Source organism: Ruegeria sp. CDSC045, from assembly GCF_059610725.1.
The window spans coordinates 215,932-233,207 of the sequence record NZ_JBXWOE010000003.1; the positions used below are offsets into that span (position 1 = coordinate 215,932).

Genomic DNA, 17,276 nt, shown 5'->3' on the forward strand with positions numbered 1-17,276 from the left:
CGCTCAGGGCGTCCAGGTCAGGAAATTCCCGATCATGCGCAGGCCCACATCCTGGCTTTTCTCAGGATGGAACTGCATCCCGACCATAGTGTCACGGCCAATTACGGCCGTGACGTCCTGACCGTAATCCACATATGCCAGACGCTGTGCGGGATCGCTGACCCGGAAATGGTATGAGTGGACGAAATAGGCGTGATCGCCTGATGTGACCCCGGCAAAGACAGGGTGTTCGCTTTCCAACACCAGATCGTTCCAACCCATATGCGGCACTTTCAGCGACCGGTCTGACGGCGCAATTTGCACCACATCCCCGGCAATCCAGTCCAACCCATCGGTGTCAGTGTACTCATGACCTTTCGAGGCCATCAGCTGCATACCCACGCAGATACCCAGAAATGGGCGGGCTTTCTGCTCGACCGCTTCGACCATCGCGTCATAGATACCCTTGTGCCCGCGCAGCTCGGCCGCGCAGGCAGGGAAAGCGCCGTCACCGGGCAGTACCAGCCGGTCGGCTCGTGCAACGACATCCGCGTCTGAAGTTACTACGACCTCGCCGGCGTCCAGTTCACGCGCCATGCGCTGAAACGCCTTTTCAGCGGAATGCAGATTGCCGCTTTCATAGTCGACAATGGCGGTGAGCATTTACAACGCGCCCTTGGTCGACGGAATCGCATCTGCTTTGCGCGCATCGGTCTCAACCGCGTCGCGCAATGCGCGCGCGACAGCTTTGAACGCCGCTTCTGCGATGTGGTGGCTGTTGAACCCGTGCAACTGGTCGATATGCAGAGTGATGCCGCCATGAGTGGCCAGCGCCTGAAAGAACTCGCGCACCAGTTCAGTGTCGAAGGTGCCAATCTTGGGAGTCGGCAGGTCTACGTTCCAGATCAGAAACGGTCGCCCTGACAGATCCAGCGCACAGCGCACCTGTGCATCGTCCATCGGCAGGTGACATTCGCCATACCGCCGGATGCCCTTTTTGTCGCCCAAGGCCTGTGTCAACGCTTGCCCCAGTGCGATTCCGGTGTCCTCGACCGTGTGGTGGTCGTCGATGTGGTAATCGCCCTTGGCACGGATCGTCATGTCGATCAGAGAATGGCGCGCTAACTGATCCAGCATGTGGTCAAAGAAACCGACGCCGGTCTGGTTGTCATACTGGCCAGTCCCATCCAGATTGACCTCGACCGTGATCTCGGTTTCGGCGGTCTGACGGCTGATCTTTGCGCTGCGCATGGGCGAATTCCTTTTACTACAGGCGTGCTTATAGACGGGGTAGGGCGGGTTGATCCAGACCATCCGTCGCAATCGCCGCAAACTGTTGCAGGGGATTGCGCCCGGGCGCAGCCCATGTCAGCCTGCGGCCAACTCAACCAACAAGGCTCGGCCCATGTCCACCTGTGTTTTCATCCAGATCCGCTGCAAACCCGGCACCACTTACAAGGTGGCTGAAGAGATCGCGTTGCGCGAAATCCACTCGGAGCTCTACTCTACCAGCGGCGAATATGACCTGCTGCTGAAGCTTTACATCCCCGAGGCCGAGGATGTGGGACATTTCATCAATGAAAATCTGCTGGTGATCTCGGGTATAGAACGCTCGCTGACCACAATGACGTTCAAGGCCTTCTAGCCCTGCTCAAACGTGGTCACGCGGAAGATTCGGTCCGGGTCGTGATTGGAGTGCTTCGGCGCGGTGTCAAAGACGTTCTTACGCGCCGCCCGCGCGGCCAATGTGAAGGTGGCTTTGTTCGGTTGCGGCATATGAACATATACGCGGGTCATGCTTTTTCAGCAGGCCGCGCCATAAGAAAACAGCGTTGAGTGAGAGGGTTTGTATCTGGAGCGGGCGAGGCGATTCGAACGCCCGACCCTAACCTTGGCAAGGTTATGCTCTACCCCTGAGCTACGCCCGCATCAGATACATATTTGGTCCGGAGACCTCTCAATGGAGCGGGCGAGGCGATTCGAACGCCCGACCCTAACCTTGGCAAGGTTATGCTCTACCCCTGAGCTACGCCCGCGCCGTTGAGTGAGGCGTGAAGTATTAATTCTGGCGGAAAGCTGCAAGGGGAAAAACGCGACTTTTGCAAAAAATCTTCTCGTGCGGAGGAAATCCAGACAGACTTGACCTCGCGTAGCAGCAGCCCGGTTCAACTGGACCGGTCGAGATTCCGCGTTAAGCTTTGCCCAGAGCTTAGGAATATTAATAGACGGAGCCACCCATGCTGACAATTACACCGGTTTATGCGGCAATAGCCGCCTTTTTGTATCTGGCGCTGAGCCTTCGGGTCATTGGCCACCGACGGGGCGAAAAGGTTTCCTACGGGGATGGTGGCAAGGGGCAAATGATCAAGGCGATCCGGACTCATGGCAATTTCGCCGAATACGCGCCGTTTGCGCTGTTATTGATGGCAATGGTTGAATTGCAGGGCGCCAGCGGGTTGCTGTTGAACCTGTTGGGATTGGCCTTGCTGGGTGGTCGCCTGCTTCATGCATATGGGTTTGGCAGGTCTCCGCAGATCGTTATCCTCAGGCAAATCGGAATGCTGCTGACATTTGGTTCAATCCTCGTAGCTGCAATAGCCAATATTGTGTTGGCGGTGTGAGCGCGGTGGGTCGCTCACGCCGAAAAAGGCCACCGTTTTACCCAGATTCAATTATTAACTAACTGTCAACGTTGTCTCAGGTGCTTGATTTTGTGGTATCTGCTGCCACTGCTCAAGAAGGACAGGTGAATAATATGAAGCGGTTCTTGTTACTTTCGCGTGTAGTTGCACCTCATTTCTGCTGCTTGGCGCTGTAAGCTTTGTGGCAGTTGTTGCCGCACCTGATATGGCCATCGCCAAAAATGGTGGCGGCAAAGGCAATGGCGCTGGCAAAGGCAATGGTGGTGGAAATGGGAACGGCGCGGATAAGTCTGGCGACAAGTCCTCACAGGTGAAAGGTGGCAAGTCCTCGGGTAAAAAGGGGACGGGCAAAGGGTTGCTCGCCAGTCTTGGCCTAAAAAAGCAAAAAACTGCCAAAACGGGCGCTACGACTCAAAAGAAAAACGGGCTGGTCGCTTCGATTGGTAATCTGGTCAAGGGCAATAAGAAACCTGCCAAGATGACCAAAGTTACCACTGCTGTCGTTGATGAGAAGCTGGTTCACCCCAACAAGCACGGCAAATTGCATCGGAGCTTAAAGGTCTGAACGCGGCCCATGCCAGACAAACGGCTCTCATGAATGCGTCCCCGAACAGTATGCCAGGAAAGCTGTCCTCTTATCAGCAGAACATCCTTGGTCATACCGACGCGACGACAGATCTGCAGGATAAGAACGACGAACTGGAAGACCTGCAGGAACTGACCGCAGAAGAGATCGAAGAGGCCTATGAGCCGACCGAGGACGAGCTTGCCGAGGGCATCACCGCTCAGGACAAGTACGACGACGCGGTCGAAGCGGCTGAGCTGGCTGTAGAGGAGGCCGAGACAAACCTGGCCGGATCTTCTGACCCGCAAGAGGCTCTGGATACTCTGACCGGCGGTCGCGAGTTGTCTGACGACGCCCTGAACGAGCTGCACGACCTGCTGGGTCTGCCGGCGCTTGCGGATTATGATGTTTCTGATGATGAAACAGAAAAGGCATTGGTCGAAGATGAGGTTGAAGAAGAAACCGTAGACGGCTGAACCTTAACCCAATGAAATGGAAAAGGCGCGCCCCAGAGGCGCGCCTTTTTTTGCTATTCCAGCTCGATCAGCAGGTCCTTGGCGTCAATTTGACCGCCTGGCTGAACGTGGATGGCTTTGACTACGGCGTCCCTTTCGGCGTGAATGCCAGTCTCCATCTTCATGGCCTCGATGGTCAAAAGCATATCGCCTTCTTTGACCTCTTGTCCCGCAGTAACCGCAACGGTTGCCACGACACCCGGCATCGGTGCGCCGATATGTGCGAGGTTGCCGATTTCTGCTTTGGGTCGGGCCTGCGTGGTTGATGTCACCAAACGGTTTGGCACCCGGATCACACGGGGCTGACCGTTCAGTTCAAAGAACACTTTGACCTCACCATTTTCATCGGTTTCACCGATGGCCTGACAGCGAATTTCCAGAGTCTTGCCGGGATCGATTTCCGCGGCGATCTCTTCGCCGGGCTCCATTCCATAGAAGAATGTGCGCGTGGGCAGGGTGCGGACGGGGCCATAGATCCGATGGCGACCCATGTAATCAAGGAACACCTTGGGATACATCAGGTATCCGTTCAGATCCTCGTCGTCGACCTCTTTGCCGTCCAGTTGTTTGGATAGCTCGGCGCGCGTTTCCTCCAGATCGACCGGGGGTACGTCTTTGCCGGGGCGGTCAGTGTTGGGGCTTTCGCCCTTAAGCGCCTTGCTGATGATCGCATCAGGGAACCCGCCCGGAGGCTGCCCCAGATTGCCGCGCATCATGTCGATGACCGAATCCGGGAAGGCCACATCCGAGTCCGGGTTTTCGACATCGGCGCGCGTCAGCCCCTGGCTGACCATCATCAGCGCCATATCGCCAACCACTTTTGACGAAGGCGTGACTTTGACGATATCGCCGAACATCTGGTTCACGTCCGCATACATCTGCGCCACTTCATGCCAACGCTCTTCCAGGCCAAGGCTGCGCGCCTGAGCCTTGAGGTTGGTGAACTGGCCACCGGGCATCTCGTGCAGATATACCTCGGATGCAGGGGCCTGCAGGCTAGATTCAAAGGCCGCATACTGGCCTCGGACCACCTCGAAATAGTCGCTGATTTCGCGGATGGCCTTGATGTCCAGACTGGTGTCGCGTTCCGTATGGCGCAGCGCTTCGACCACAGTGCCCAATGTCGCCTGAGAAGTGTTGCCACTGAAGCTGTCCATCGCGCAATCCACTGCGTCCACACCCGCCTCGGAGGCGGCCAGAATGGTGGCGCTGGCGATACCGGCAGTGTCGTGCGTGTGGAAGTGGATTGGCAACCCGACCTCTTCTTTCAGCGCACGGATCAAAATCTTGGCCGAGGCTGGTTTCAGCAGGCCGGCCATGTCTTTCAGGCCCAGAATATGAGCCCCGGCATCGCGCAGCTCTTTCGCCATGCCAACATAGTATTTTAGGTCATATTTGGCACGGTTCGGGTCCAGAATATCGCCAGTATAGCAAACGGTGCCTTCACAGATTTTACCGTTCTCGACCACCGCATCCATCGCGACCCGCATATTTTCGACCCAGTTGAGAGAGTCGAAGACGCGAAACACGTCGATATTTTCTGACGCCTGACGAACGAATTCCTGTACCACGTTGTCGGGGTAGTTGGTGTATCCAACCCCGTTTGCACCGCGCAAAAGCATCTGGGTCATCAGGTTCGGCATCACCTCGCGCAGGTCACGCAGACGTTGCCATGGACATTCCTGCAAGAACCGATAAGCCACATCGAAAGTGGCGCCGCCCCAGCATTCGACGCTGAACAGCTGCGGCAGGTTGGCCGCATAGCTCGGGGCCACTTTGATCATGTCGATCGACCGCATCCGCGTCGCCAGCAGCGACTGGTGCCCGTCGCGCATCGTGGTGTCGGTGATCAGCAACTGGCGCTGAGCCTTCATCCAATCGGCCACCGCCTGCGGGCCCTTTTGTTCTAGCAGATTGCGGGTGCCCATCTGCGGTTCACTTTTCAGAGCCGGGGCCTTGGCCTCTTTCAGATCGGTACGCGGTTCGGGACGATCCTTGGTTTCGGGATGCCCATTCACGGTGATATCCGCAATATAGGTTAGAACCTTGGTGCCCCTGTCACGGCGTCGTTTAAAGGTGAACAGCTCGGGCGTCGTGTCAATGAACTTGGTGGTGTATTCATTCGACAGGAAGGTCGGGTGTTTCAGCAGGTTGATGACAAAGTCGATATTGGTGCTGACGCCACGAATACGGAACTCGCGCAGCGCTCGGTCCATTCGCGAAATCGCGGCCTGTGGCGTCGGGGCCCAGGCCGTGACCTTGGTCAGCAGCGAGTCGTAGTACCGCGTGATTACACCACCCGCATAGGCCGTGCCGCCATCCAGGCGAATACCCATGCCAGTAGCCGAGCGGTATGCGGTGATGCGACCGTAGTCGGGAATGAAGTTGTTCTGCGGGTCTTCGGTTGTGATCCGGGTCTGAAGGGCATGACCGTTCAGGTGCACATCCGCTTGGCTGGCGGCGCCGGTGGCTTCGGCCAACGATTTGCCCTCGGCGATCAGGATCTGTGCCTGCACAATGTCGATACCTGTGACTTCCTCGGTGACGGTATGTTCCACCTGAACGCGCGGGTTCACCTCGATGAAGTAGAACTTGCTGGTTTCCATATCCATCAGGAACTCGACGGTGCCTGCGCATTCATAATTTACATGGGCGCAAATCTTGCGGCCCAGTTCGCAGATTTCCGCGCGTTGTTCTTCGCTGAGATACGGGGCAGGCGCGCGTTCCACGACTTTCTGATTACGGCGCTGGACCGAGCAATCGCGCTCATACAGATGGTAAATTTCGCCATGTTTGTCGCCCAGAATCTGCACTTCGACATGGCGGGCGCGGATAATCATCTTTTCCAAATAGCCCTCGCCATTGCCAAAGGCAGCCTCGGCTTCGCGGCGGCCTTCCAGGACCTTTTCTTCCAGTTCGTCCTCGGATTCGATTGGGCGCATGCCGCGGCCACCTCCGCCCCAGGATGCTTTGAGCATCAGGGGATATCCGATCTCTTTGGCTTGTGACCGGATCGCGTCCATATCGTCGCCCAGCACTTCGGTCGCAGGGATCACCGGAACTCCGGCGGCGATGGCCACGCGGCGGGCGCTGGCCTTGTCGCCCAAGGCGCGCATGGTTTCGGCCTTTGGTCCAATGAAGGTGATCCCGTTCTGGACGCAGGCATCCACGAAATCTGGGTTTTCCGACAACAAGCCATAGCCCGGGTGGATGGCATCCGCACCACATTCCTTGGCCACGCGAATAATCTCGTCAATGCTGAGGTAAGCCGCAACCGGCCCCATCCCCTCGCCGATGCGATAGGCCTCGTCCGCCTTGAAACGGTGCAAGCCAAGCTTGTCCTCTTCCGCATATACGGCGACTGTGCGTTTGCCCATCTCATTCGCTGCGCGCATCACGCGAATGGCAATCTCGCCGCGGTTGGCGATCAGGATCTTGTCGAAATGTGTCATATCAGGTCCCGGTCCTGTTTGTTTGGCGAACTTCTAGGCGAACAATACGCGCAGGTATATCGGTGATTTGGGTAGAACCGGCATGTTAACGCTCGCAAACGCCTCCTGTTGGTGAATGCTTGATAGCCTTGCTGCGCTGCGGCATCAAGACTGGTGAATTGCGGCGTGATTTGGCGTGTTCATTATGGACTTTTTGGCCACGGTCGGCAGATGCTTTGCCAAGTTTCGACATAGCAGGCAAGTTGCGCGCATGGTCGTGCCGGGTGCCGAGCCGATTGACTTCAAGAACGTTGGGAACGAAAGGCCTGACCGTGTCCGGTTATCGTGGATGTGCAGCCCCGAGAGGTTTTGGGCAGATCGTTTGCGTGCTGCTTGCCTCAAATCATTGCGTTACTTCTTTATCCGATCCTCTGAAAGATCACCGACCGTTTAAGAGTCTAGGGATTGTGCCGCTCAAAAGCGATAGGGCTGGCTAGGACGGTTGGCAAGATCGCGATGTGGCCAAGATGTTGGTGAAAGCTAACAAGTATAGAAGTGGCTACCTTGCCCGCTCAGTCAGGCGCCGAGTAACTGAAGTTTTTGCTAAGTATTAGCTAGAGTTTCACGCCGCCGCGACTGGGCCTGAAGTCCGAACCTTTTGGCCGTTGCTATCAGCGGACCCGGTTTCGGTTGGCGTTCCCTTGGCGACTTGCACCTGATTGCGCCCTTTGTCTTTTGCCATATACAGCGCGTCATCGGCGGCGCGCATCAAATCTTGCGGCATGGTGCCATGCGCCGGGTAATGCGATACACCAACCGAAATCGTTATTCGCGGAAGCGACTTGTCACCGTATCGGACCGAAACCGCTTCGACCGACTGCCGTAATTTCTCGGCACGGCTCACCGCGTCATCCGGGGTGTTGTCCGGCAAGATCAGCATGAATTCCTCACCACCGATGCGGCAGGCAATTTCATCCCGATCACAGCCCTGCTCCAATGCGGCACCGACCGCGCGCAAGACCATGTCGCCTGCATCATGGCCATGGGTATCGTTGAACTTTTTGAAGTGGTCCACATCAACGGCGATCAGGCTAAGCGGTACACCGGTCTGCTGACTGCGCGAAATGGATTTGCGCAGGGTTTCCGTCATATGACGACGGTTGAACAGTCCGGTCAAAGGATCACGCACGGACTGGTCGTGCAGCTGATCGCGCATCCTCACATTTGCAATGGCCATGCTGATCTGTTCAGCGCAGAGCTGCGCCAGTTTCCTGCTGACGTGAAACTCTTCTTCGCGCTCTTCAAGCGCGCGCAGATGCAGCAGGCCGACTGTTTCGCCATGCGCCAGAATTGGAAAGCAGAAATACGGGCGGCCGTCATGCGGTTCCGCATGTTCGCAGATGAAATCAATCTCGGAGGCGCCGAATTCATAGGTACGCCCCCGGCGCAGACCCCAGCACCCCTCGGGGTGGATATGCGCTTTATGGGTGCCGCCGTTCCAGCTGGCACATCCATCCAGCACATCGCGCGAGTTCGAGTAGACGTAAACGCTGCCCTCTGCTTCGGGCAGGATATGGGTCATAAAACGTGAGACCATGTCGAACAGCTCATCCAGAGAACGGCTGGATTGCAGCCACTCGTTCAGCTCCCCTAGCAGCCGCACCTCGCGTGCCAGGCGGAGCTGGTCCGCCATCAGATCACGCTCTTTCTCGGATTGTTTGTGCAAAGAGCGCAGTTGCGCCCGGTTGGTCCTGTAGGTCACCAATGACACCATCGCCAGCGCCAACAGGGCCACACCGCTTAGAACGATCAGCGAAATTCTCAGCCGGGTTATGAAGGTCGCCCGCAAATCCGAGATATCGGTAAAAAACTCTATCGCACCGATGAAGCGACCGTTTTTGGTAACCGGCATAAAGACTTTGACTATGTGATGCGCACTGGAGTTCTGAATGTTGCCTGTGTGCAAGTCCAGGCCGTCAATCTCGGATAGGGGCACAACTTCTTGTAAATAGTACACCATTCCCCGGGCAACATCGGCGCGAAAGAACGCGCTGTCTTCGCGCAGGCCGACCTCACCTTGACGAGTGGACCAGACCACGCGTCCACTCGTGTCGAACAACCTGAACCGGTAGACATCCGATGCTTCGGGCATCGAGGTCAGAAACTCTGCGTCATGCCCATCTATATGGCCGGTTCGCAGCGTTGTTTCGGGGTCTTCAAGATGCAAAACAACGCGGCGTTTCCACAATTCTGACTGTTTGAGGATATCTGTCCGCAGCATCCGTTCCACCAAGGGCGCAGGAAGCCTATAGACACCCCAGCCCGCTCCAATGGCGAGGCTGATCAGCAATAGGGTGATCCCGGTCCATTTGAGTCGATGATTGATCGTCCCCCGCTCAGCCAATGCCATATCCATATGCTCCCAAACCTTTGGGCCAAGCATCTGACCTAAGGCTTTACAGAGAGTTAATGGCATCAGTCGAACACCGCTTCATTTGGTTAGAATTGAACGCGAGGAAAATCTTAAAAGCTTGTGAACAAGCCGTGAACAAAGCCTTTCCCTTTGCGCCCATCCGGCGTAGTTTAAGCGTATGAGCAGTTTTGACGAAATGGACGCCTTCGAGGACGCATCGCTGTCGGCGCGGGCGATGCCTGCGGTGGCTGCCGACTATTTGAACGACCTCAACCCGGCACAGCGCGAAGCGGTCGAGCGGCTGGACGGTCCGGTTTTGATGCTGGCAGGTGCCGGCACGGGCAAGACCAAGGCACTGACCGCGCGGATCACCCATCTGCTCAGATCGCATCGGGTACGCGAGAACGAGATTTTGGCCGTGACCTTCACCAACAAGGCCGCGCGCGAGATGAAAGAACGGGTCGGGCGCATGCTGGGCCGACCTGCCGAAGGGATGCCGTGGCTGGGAACGTTCCACGCGATCTGCGTCAAACTGTTGCGCCGCCATGCCGAACTGGCGGGCCTCAAGTCGAATTTTACCATTTTGGATACGGATGACCAAAAGCGCTTGCTCAAGCAACTGACTCAGGCAGCCAATATCGACGACAAACGCTGGCCTGCGCGGATGCTGGCCGGGATCATTGATGACTGGAAAAACCGCGCGCTGACACCAGATAGAGTGCCTGCTGCGGATGCCGGAGCTTATAATAACAAAGGCATTGAGCTTTATGCCCAATACCAGACCCGCCTGCGTGAGCTGAATGCGGTGGATTTCGGCGATCTGCTGTTGCACGTGGTGACGATCTTTCAAACCCACCCGGATGTGCTGGAGCAATACCAACGCTGGTTCCGCTACATCCTTGTCGACGAGTATCAGGATACCAATGTCGCCCAATATCTCTGGCTGCGTCTGCTGGCCGGGGGGCATAAGAATATCTGCTGTGTTGGCGATGACGATCAGTCGATCTATGGCTGGCGCGGGGCTGAGGTGGGTAACATCCTGCGGTTTGAAAAGGATTTCCCCGGCGCTTTCGTGGTGCGGTTGGAGCAGAACTATCGCTCGACCCCGCATATTCTGGCCGCCGCCTCGAATGTGATCCGTGGCAATGAAAAACGACTGGGTAAAGAGCTTTGGACCGACCGGGAAGAGGGCGAAAAGGTTCGCCTGATCGGCCATTGGGATGGCGAGGAAGAGGCGCGTTGGATCGGCGAAGAGCTTGACGCGATGCAGGTCGGGACGCGTGGCGTGCGCCCGATGAACTTGGACGAAATGGCTATCCTCGTGCGTGCGTCGCACCAGATGCGCGCGTTTGAGGATAGGTTCCTGACTATCGGGATGCCCTATAAGGTGATCGGCGGGCCGCGGTTTTACGAGCGGATGGAGGTTCGCGATGCCATGGCCTATTTCCGGTTGGTGGTCAGCCCCGAGGATGATCTGGCGTTCGAGAGGATCGTGAACACGCCCAAGCGCGGCCTTGGGGACAAGGCGCAGCAGACCATTCAGGTGGTGGCGCGTGAAAACGGAGTGTCTCTGGTCGAGGGCGCGCGGATCGTAGTCGAGCAGGGGTTGATCAAGGGCAAGGGCGGCAAGGCGCTGCGCGAGTTGATCGACGGGCTGGCTCGGTGGAATGCGATGACACGTGGACCACGGATTGAAGTGGATGATGACACCCTTATTGATGACGGGGTGTCTCCGATCCGCTATGGCGCGCCCGAGCACACGCATATCGAACTGGCGCAGATCGTGCTGGACGAGTCCGGCTATACCGCCCATTGGCAGAATGAGAAAACGCCCGAGGCGCCGGGGCGGCTGGAAAACCTCAAGGAACTGGTCAACCAGCTGGACAATTTCGAGAACCTGCAAGGGTTTTTGGAACATGTCAGCCTGGTCATGGACAATGAAAAGGAAACGGATGGGGCAAAGGTCTCGATCATGACGTTGCATGCGGCCAAAGGGCTTGAGTTTCCTGCTGTATTTCTGCCGGGGTGGGAGGATGGCTTGTTCCCGTCGCAGCGGTCGATGGACGAGACCGGAATCAAGGGGCTCGAAGAGGAACGGCGTCTAGCCTATGTGGGCATCACCCGTGCCGAAGAGGTCTGTACGATTTCCTTTGCCGCCAACCGCCGGGTGTTCGGGCAATGGCAGAATTCGATGCCATCACGGTTTATTGACGAACTGCCCGAGGAGCATGTCGAGGTTCTGACGCCTCCGGGGCTCTATGGCGGGGGGCAGCCCTCGGCCGGGATCGAAACCCGCGCGGCTGAGGCTAATGTCTATAACTCACCCGGCTGGAAACGGCTGCAGGCGCGGCAGGGACAATATGGCATGTCGCAACCGCGCGAAACCCGCAACACGGTGATCGACGCAACCGCAGTGGCAAGTTTCACACTGGGCGAGCGGGTGTTTCACAAGAAATTCGGCTATGGCGCAGTGGAGGGCATCGAGGGCGACAAGGTTGAGGTCGCGTTCGACAAGGCGGGCACCAAGAAGGTTGTTGCCCAGTATCTTTTTCCGAAGGACGACGTTCCGTTTTAACCAAAAGGAATGCGCCTGACGGCGCATGCTCAATGTTTTGAAAGGCGCCTGGGTGGGCGCCTTTTTCTTTGGGAGAAACGAAAAACGGCGGTTCCCAGGGAGGAGGAAGGAAACCGCCGTTCTTTTCAACACCAAGGCAGGGAGGAGGAGAGCCCCGATGTATCCGAACCCGGGTTTGATCCCGGTATGAGGAAGACGCGGCGACGTCAGGGAGGAGGAGAGACGTCGCCGCGTACTTTCAACATCAGGGCAGGGAGGAGGAGAGCCCCGATGTATCTGCTTCCGGCGTTCAGGGCCGGTATAAAAGGCGGCAACGTCAGGGAGGAGGAGAGACGTTGCCGCAGATTACAGACCCAAGGGAGGAGTAGGGTCTGATCTCTGTATTGCTGTGCGCTTAACGCGCGAATTGTTCTTCTGCGGCCTGCATTGCCAGCCGACGGATCATTGAGCGGTGCAGGCCCAGGTCGGCCAACTCGCGATCGGACAGCTCGGACAGTTCGTTAACCGTCTGGCGGTAGGCCCGATAGCGTGCAAACCGGGTCTTTGCGGTTTCGATCATCGAAGCCAGGCCGAATGCCGGAGCGCCTCTCAGAGCGGTTTGTTGTGTTGCTACACCCATCTGCGTAACCCGTTTCGTGTGTTGGTGCCGAAGTGTTTCGGCGTTTGCTTGAGGATGAAAATAAGCAAATGCTGCGATTGCACAATAGTTGACGTCGTCAATGCTGCTATGCAGCAAATGCATGGATATCAAAGAGTTGAACGTTGGCAATCGAATATGCCTTAAAAATATGGGTTTGAGTTGCGCCAAGGGTGTCGCTTCTAATGCGGTTCCACTGAAAACCATAGGATCGTGACGTAAGGTCCGATTGCTTCGGTACGGTTATCGAAGAAGCCGAATGGCTGTGGTCGTGCGTATATGGGAAATCGTGGGTTCAGGTGGTTTTTAGTAACTTGGGAGTGCGTGGGAACCGAGCCACCTTTGTTGATTCGTAGTTTGGAATGGAGGATTTGCTGGCTCTATCTACGGGGAATCGATGAAAGTGAAAAAATGTTGGGAATTCATGGGACGCTCATAATTTCTCTGATTTGTCTATATATGGTTGCTTTAAGGTATTTGTGTTCTAATTCTGGTGTAAAATAGAGTTTCCATTCATTTTATTATCGATTACATTGTGAGTTGGGACGTGAGTGCGAGAAATTTTCTATTGATTTCCATGAATTCCCATGCCATCCCTTAGTTATCCGATGAGGACGAGGCACATGGGGCGCTAAACGACCCCGAACCAATAAAATCAGGTTTCATACAGGCATCTCGCTTTCATCAATCAAGAGATCCGGCGCGCGGGCGAGCAGACATCCCCCCAGGTGGCGCGCGCAGCTGGACATCCCGCAAAGCGGGTCAATGCGGCGGGTTGATCAGTGGCAGCAGATCAACCCGCCGTTTTAATTCTGGGGGGAGTGAGAATTTCAAGTGGGGCGCAAGCGAAAGGGACAGTCGTCTTGGCGCGCAGGTTTAGAGGTGAAAGCCACCATAAGGTGGACACGAAGGGCAGGGTCTCGATCCCGGCCTCGTTTCGCCGTGTGCTTGAAGCTTCTGATCCCAACTGGCAGCCCGGTGACAATCCCGAACTTGTAATTGTTTATGGCGACCACCGGCGCAAATTCCTTGAATGCTATACTATGCAGGCGATTGACGAAGTTGACGCCAAGATTGATGCGCTTCCACGGGGTTCAATGCAGCGGAAGACATTGCAGCGCATGTTCCACGGACAATCCTTTCCGACAAACGTGGATGAGACAGGGCGTCTGGTTCTACCCGCCAAGCTGCGCAGCAAGATTGACTTAGAGGGTGAAGCCTTCTTTATTGCCGCTGGCGACACGTTCCAGATCTGGAAGCCTGAAACCTACGAGTCTGATGAATTGGCGGCCGCCGAGGAATGGCTGGATGATCAACCCGAGGATTTCGATCCTTTGGTGTTCCTAGATGGCGTCGGGGACGCGTGACGGCATGGCCGGTGCGCAAACCTCTTCTGACAAACCACATATTCCGGTATTATTGCGCCCTTTGCTGGCTGCGGTCTCTCCGGTGTCGGGTGTTTGGTTGGACGGAACCTTTGGTGCCGGAGGATATACCCGTGGCCTGCTCGAGGCAGGCGCGGACAAGGTCGTCGGCGTTGATCGTGATCCGCTGGCCTTTGAAATGGCTGCGGACTGGGCCAAGGGCTATGGTGATCGGCTGGTGATGCAGCCCGGCGTCTTTTCGCGTCTGGACGAATACGCGCAGGACTTGGACGGGGTGGTGCTGGACCTTGGGGTTTCCTCGATGCAGCTGGATTTGGCCGAGCGTGGCTTTTCCTTTATGAAGGACGGCCCGCTGGACATGCGCATGAGCCAGGACGGCGAAAGCGCGGCTGATCTGGTCAACACCGCAAGCGAAGCGCAGCTCGCCGACATCCTGTTTCACTATGGTGAAGAACGCGCCAGCAGGCGAATTGCCAGGGCTATCGTAAAGGCGCGGGCGGAAGAGCCGATCACAACCACTTTGCGGTTGGTGGGGCTTATCGAATCCTGTCTGCCCAGGCCCAAACCCGGTCAATCGCATCCCGCGACACGCAGCTTTCAGGGGCTGCGCATCGCGGTAAATGCAGAATATGAAGAATTGTTCCAGGGCCTGATGGCCGCTGAGCGTGCGCTGAAACCTGGCGGGCAGCTGGCTGTTGTGACGTTTCATTCGATCGAAGACCGCATGGTCAAGCGGTTCTTTCAGTCGCGGGCTGGCAAAACAGGTCGGGCAAATCGTTATGCGCCCGAAATTGCGCAGGACCAGCCGCAATTTGCGCTCAAAACCCGTAAGGCAGTGGGGCCGGACGATCAGGAATTGCAGGAAAATCCGCGTTCGCGCTCAGCCAAGCTGCGTGTTGCGGTGCGCACCGAGGCTCCGGCAGGGGAAATTGAAGCCCGCGCCATTGGGATGCCGCAACTAGGGGGAAGGGCAAAATGAAGAGTGTATTGTATGTGTTGACTGCCTTGGCCGTGTTCGGGGTGGCCCTTTGGGCGTATCAAGAGAACTACCGCACCCAGCAAGTTGTGAAAAAAACGCAAACACTGCAACGAGAGATCGGCGTGGCGCAGGTCCGACTGGCCGTTCTGAATGCGGAATGGGCTTATTTGAACCGTCCTGATCGTCTTCGAGAGCTGGCGGATCTGAATTTTGAACGTCTCGGCCTGCTGCCCTTGCGAGCAGAGCAGTTCGGACGCGCGGATCAGGTTGCCTACGCCGAGGATCCGGATCTTCCGATTGTCGATCCCATCGAATTGCAGGCGATAACCAACATTAAGGCGTTGGGAGAGGTGCAGTTCCCATGACGCGCACGCCCCTCCGCCCTCTGGCCCGTGTCCTGGATGCGCGCGCACGCGGTGAAAACCCCAAGGTTATCGAGCGCGAAAACATCCAGAAGCGCCATGAAGATATGAAGGACAGGGCCCGCGCTCGGGCCGAGGGCCGTTTGCTGGTGCTGGGTCTTTTCTTCTTTTGCGCCTTCTCGGTGGTTGGTGTTCGGATGGGGATGCTTGCGACATCCGAGGCGCAAGAGCCCTTGGCCAACGCCCCCGGTGCCACAATCGCGATGCAGCGCGCCAATATTGTTGACCGCGAAGGGCGCATTCTGGCCACCAACCTGGACACCTATTCCGTCTATGCCCAGCCGCCGTTGATGATCGACCCGATTGCCGCCGCGGATCAACTGGTGGCAATCTTCCCGGATTTGGAAAAAGACCGTCTGATCAAGGATTTCACCGGCAACCGCAAGTTCCTGTGGATCAAAAAGCGTATCTCGCCCGAGCAGAAGCAAGCCGTGCATGACATCGGTGATCCAGGTATTCTGTTTGGCCCCCGCGAAATGCGCCTTTACCCGAATGGCAAGCTGGCAGCACATATCCTTGGCGGGTCAGGTTTTGGGCGTGAAGGCGTGAGCGCTGCCGAGGTGATAGGCGTGGCCGGGATTGAAAAGCAATTCGACGATTATCTGCGGGACCCCGCCAACGGAAACAAGCCGCTGCAACTCTCGCTGGATCTGACCGTACAGGCCGCTGTCGAGCAGGTGCTTTTTGGTGGCATGAAGATCATGAACGCCAAAGGCGCCTCAGCCGTTTTGATGGATGCGCATACGGGCGAGGTCATCTCGGCGGCGTCGCTGCCATCCTTTGATCCCAATGATCGCCCGCGCCCCCCGACGTCGGGGTTCGATCCATCGGACAGCCCTTTGTTCAACCGCTATGTGCAGGGCGTTTACGAGCTGGGATCGGTGTTCAAGATATTCACCGCCGCGCAGGCAATTCAGCTTGGTCTGGTGAATTCTGAAACGATCATCGACACCTCGGGTCCGATGAAAATCGGTCGTTTTCCGATTGGTGAGTTCAACGGCAAGAATTACGGCAAGATCAGCGTGGCGGATGTGATCGTCCACAGCTCGAACCGGGGGACCGGGCGTCTGGCGCTGCAGATCGGTTCGCAGCGGCAACAGGAATTCCTGCGTTCGCTGGGCATGTTCGAACCGACCCCGTTTGAGATTGTCGAAGCCAAAGGCGGCGAACCGCTCAAGCCCAAAAAATGGGGCGAGCTGAGCACCGTGACCATTTCCTATGGCCATGGCCTGTCGACCAGCCCGATGCATCTGGCGGCGGGATATGCGGCGATTGCCAATGGCGGATATTATGTCAGCCCGACCATTTTGCGCCGGAGCGGGTCACAATATGGCCCGCGCGTGATGTCTCTGGGGGCGGCGACGCAGGCGCAGAAGATGCTGCGCAAGGTTGTCACCGATGGCACCGCCAGCTTTGGCGATGTCGTCGGCTATGACGTGGCAGGTAAAACCGGTACGGCAGACAAACCGAAACCGCGCGGTGGGTACTATGATGACAAAGTCATCGCCACTTTTGCGACGATCTTCCCGGCCTATGATCCGAAATACGTGCTGATCGTCACTCTGGATGAACCTTCCATCGTGGCCTATGGCGAAAAACGCCGTACAGCAGGGTGGACAGCCGTACCTGTGGCTGCGGAGCTGATCGGGCGTGTCGCGCCCTTGTTGGGATTGCGCCCCCGGCTTGAGCCTGAGGCGCGCGCTGCTATAACGCTGACCTCGAATTAGGCGTCC

The 17,276-nt window shown here is 57.0% G+C and carries 15 protein-coding genes and 2 tRNA genes; 9 read left to right on the plus strand and 8 right to left on the minus strand.

What is annotated here, in order from left to right:
• Positions 1-3: 3 nt before the first annotated feature.
• Together hisH and hisB are read right to left on the minus strand one after the other, a co-directional pair.
• Complete coding sequence (hisH, locus tag AC2FH6_RS08360) at positions 4-642, minus strand: imidazole glycerol phosphate synthase subunit HisH (RefSeq protein WP_496701640.1); 639 nt, start codon at positions 640-642, stop codon at positions 4-6.
• Positions 643-1,230 (minus strand): imidazoleglycerol-phosphate dehydratase HisB, encoded by a 588-nt coding sequence (gene hisB / locus AC2FH6_RS08365; protein WP_142636880.1) that lies wholly within the window; start codon positions 1,228-1,230, stop codon positions 643-645.
• A 154-nt stretch (positions 1,231-1,384) separates the two neighbouring features.
• Here hisB and AC2FH6_RS08370 point away from each other — a divergent pair, with 154 nt between their 5' ends.
• The gene (locus AC2FH6_RS08370) at positions 1,385-1,624 is read left to right on the plus strand and encodes an Lrp/AsnC family transcriptional regulator (RefSeq protein ID WP_142636899.1); all 240 of its coding nucleotides are present in this window, start codon (positions 1,385-1,387) and stop codon (positions 1,622-1,624) included.
• Here the strand turns inward: AC2FH6_RS08370 and AC2FH6_RS08375 are convergent.
• The 3 genes from AC2FH6_RS08375 to AC2FH6_RS08385 all read right to left on the minus strand — a co-directional run bounded on the left by AC2FH6_RS08375 (position 1,621) and on the right by AC2FH6_RS08385 (position 2,015).
• Positions 1,621-1,776 (minus strand): hypothetical protein, encoded by a 156-nt coding sequence (locus AC2FH6_RS08375; protein ID WP_496701642.1) that lies wholly within the window; start codon positions 1,774-1,776, stop codon positions 1,621-1,623. The two genes, AC2FH6_RS08370 and AC2FH6_RS08375, sit on opposite strands and share 4 nt — an antisense overlap.
• Positions 1,777-1,832: 56 nt before the next feature.
• Positions 1,833-1,907: transfer RNA gene (locus AC2FH6_RS08380), tRNA-Gly, on the minus strand.
• Between the two features lie 33 nt (positions 1,908-1,940).
• A tRNA-Gly gene (locus AC2FH6_RS08385) sits at positions 1,941-2,015 on the minus strand.
• A gap of 201 nt (positions 2,016-2,216) precedes the next feature.
• Between AC2FH6_RS08385 and AC2FH6_RS08390 the strand changes: the two genes are divergently transcribed.
• The 3 genes from AC2FH6_RS08390 (at position 2,217) to AC2FH6_RS08400 (ending at position 3,662) form a co-directional block, all read left to right on the plus strand.
• On the plus strand, positions 2,217-2,600 hold the full coding sequence (locus AC2FH6_RS08390; protein WP_496702064.1) for an MAPEG family protein: 384 nt from the start codon (positions 2,217-2,219) through the stop codon (positions 2,598-2,600).
• Positions 2,601-2,802: 202 nt separating this feature from the next.
• Entirely contained in the window at positions 2,803-3,186 is a 384-nt protein-coding gene (locus AC2FH6_RS08395) for a hypothetical protein (RefSeq protein WP_496702066.1), read from the plus strand.
• A gap of 29 nt (positions 3,187-3,215) precedes the next feature.
• The gene (locus tag AC2FH6_RS08400; RefSeq protein ID WP_496702068.1) at positions 3,216-3,662 is read left to right on the plus strand and encodes a hypothetical protein; all 447 of its coding nucleotides are present in this window, start codon (positions 3,216-3,218) and stop codon (positions 3,660-3,662) included.
• A gap of 53 nt (positions 3,663-3,715) precedes the next feature.
• On the opposite strand, the gene AC2FH6_RS08405 is transcribed toward AC2FH6_RS08400, so the two are convergent.
• Both AC2FH6_RS08405 and AC2FH6_RS08410 read right to left on the minus strand, forming a co-directional pair.
• Positions 3,716-7,153 carry a pyruvate carboxylase gene (locus AC2FH6_RS08405; protein WP_496702070.1) on the minus strand — a complete coding sequence of 1,146 codons (3,438 nt, stop codon included), beginning with the start codon at positions 7,151-7,153 and terminating at the stop codon, positions 3,716-3,718.
• A 601-nt stretch (positions 7,154-7,754) separates the two neighbouring features.
• A complete protein-coding gene (locus tag AC2FH6_RS08410; protein WP_496702206.1) occupies positions 7,755-9,542 on the minus strand; it encodes a sensor domain-containing diguanylate cyclase in 1,788 nt (595 codons plus the stop codon).
• 181 nt (positions 9,543-9,723) lie between these two features.
• Here AC2FH6_RS08410 and AC2FH6_RS08415 point away from each other — a divergent pair, with 181 nt between their 5' ends.
• Positions 9,724-12,120 carry an ATP-dependent helicase gene (locus AC2FH6_RS08415; protein WP_496702072.1) on the plus strand — a complete coding sequence of 799 codons (2,397 nt, stop codon included), beginning with the start codon at positions 9,724-9,726 and terminating at the stop codon, positions 12,118-12,120.
• 394 nt (positions 12,121-12,514) lie between these two features.
• Here the strand turns inward: AC2FH6_RS08415 and AC2FH6_RS08420 are convergent, their stop codons facing one another.
• The gene (locus AC2FH6_RS08420; protein ID WP_496702074.1) at positions 12,515-12,739 is read right to left on the minus strand and encodes a DUF1127 domain-containing protein; all 225 of its coding nucleotides are present in this window, start codon (positions 12,737-12,739) and stop codon (positions 12,515-12,517) included.
• Between the two features lie 881 nt (positions 12,740-13,620).
• On the opposite strand from AC2FH6_RS08420, the gene mraZ reads away from it, so the two are divergent.
• The 4 genes from mraZ to AC2FH6_RS08440 are packed head-to-tail and all read left to right on the plus strand — an operon-like array spanning position 13,621 to position 17,270.
• Entirely contained in the window at positions 13,621-14,124 is a 504-nt protein-coding gene (mraZ, locus tag AC2FH6_RS08425) for a division/cell wall cluster transcriptional repressor MraZ (RefSeq protein WP_142635055.1), read from the plus strand.
• A gap of 4 nt (positions 14,125-14,128) precedes the next feature.
• On the plus strand, positions 14,129-15,121 hold the full coding sequence (gene rsmH, locus AC2FH6_RS08430; RefSeq protein ID WP_496702208.1) for a 16S rRNA (cytosine(1402)-N(4))-methyltransferase RsmH: 993 nt from the start codon (positions 14,129-14,131) through the stop codon (positions 15,119-15,121).
• Complete coding sequence (gene ftsL, locus AC2FH6_RS08435; RefSeq protein WP_496702076.1) at positions 15,118-15,486, plus strand: cell division protein FtsL; 369 nt, start codon at positions 15,118-15,120, stop codon at positions 15,484-15,486. Before rsmH ends, ftsL begins: the two co-directional genes overlap by 4 nt.
• On the plus strand, positions 15,483-17,270 hold the full coding sequence (locus AC2FH6_RS08440) for a peptidoglycan D,D-transpeptidase FtsI family protein (protein WP_496702078.1): 1,788 nt from the start codon (positions 15,483-15,485) through the stop codon (positions 17,268-17,270). Before ftsL ends, AC2FH6_RS08440 begins: the two co-directional genes overlap by 4 nt.
• Positions 17,271-17,276 lie beyond the last annotated feature (6 nt).

Bases quoted from the DNA above. Each gene is read 5' to 3' on its own strand.
- hisB (WP_142636880.1), bottom strand. From the start codon at position 1,230: ATGCGCAGCGCAAAGATCAGCCGTCAGACCGCCGAAACCGAGATCACG.
- rsmH (WP_496702208.1), top strand. From the start codon at position 14,129: ATGGCCGGTGCGCAAACCTCTTCTGACAAACCACATATTCCGGTATTA.
- AC2FH6_RS08375 (WP_496701642.1), bottom strand. From the start codon at position 1,776: ATGACCCGCGTATATGTTCATATGCCGCAACCGAACAAAGCCACCTTC.
- AC2FH6_RS08370 (WP_142636899.1), top strand. From the start codon at position 1,385: ATGTCCACCTGTGTTTTCATCCAGATCCGCTGCAAACCCGGCACCACT.
- AC2FH6_RS08400 (WP_496702068.1), top strand. From the start codon at position 3,216: ATGAATGCGTCCCCGAACAGTATGCCAGGAAAGCTGTCCTCTTATCAG.
- AC2FH6_RS08415 (WP_496702072.1), top strand. From the start codon at position 9,724: ATGAGCAGTTTTGACGAAATGGACGCCTTCGAGGACGCATCGCTGTCG.
- AC2FH6_RS08410 (WP_496702206.1), bottom strand. From the start codon at position 9,542: ATGGCATTGGCTGAGCGGGGGACGATCAATCATCGACTCAAATGGACC.
- hisH (WP_496701640.1), bottom strand. From the start codon at position 642: ATGCTCACCGCCATTGTCGACTATGAAAGCGGCAATCTGCATTCCGCT.
- AC2FH6_RS08420 (WP_496702074.1), bottom strand. From the start codon at position 12,739: ATGGGTGTAGCAACACAACAAACCGCTCTGAGAGGCGCTCCGGCATTC.
- AC2FH6_RS08440 (WP_496702078.1), top strand. From the start codon at position 15,483: ATGACGCGCACGCCCCTCCGCCCTCTGGCCCGTGTCCTGGATGCGCGC.
- ftsL (WP_496702076.1), top strand. From the start codon at position 15,118: ATGAAGAGTGTATTGTATGTGTTGACTGCCTTGGCCGTGTTCGGGGTG.
- AC2FH6_RS08405 (WP_496702070.1), bottom strand. From the start codon at position 7,153: ATGACACATTTCGACAAGATCCTGATCGCCAACCGCGGCGAGATTGCC.
- AC2FH6_RS08390 (WP_496702064.1), top strand. From the start codon at position 2,217: ATGCTGACAATTACACCGGTTTATGCGGCAATAGCCGCCTTTTTGTAT.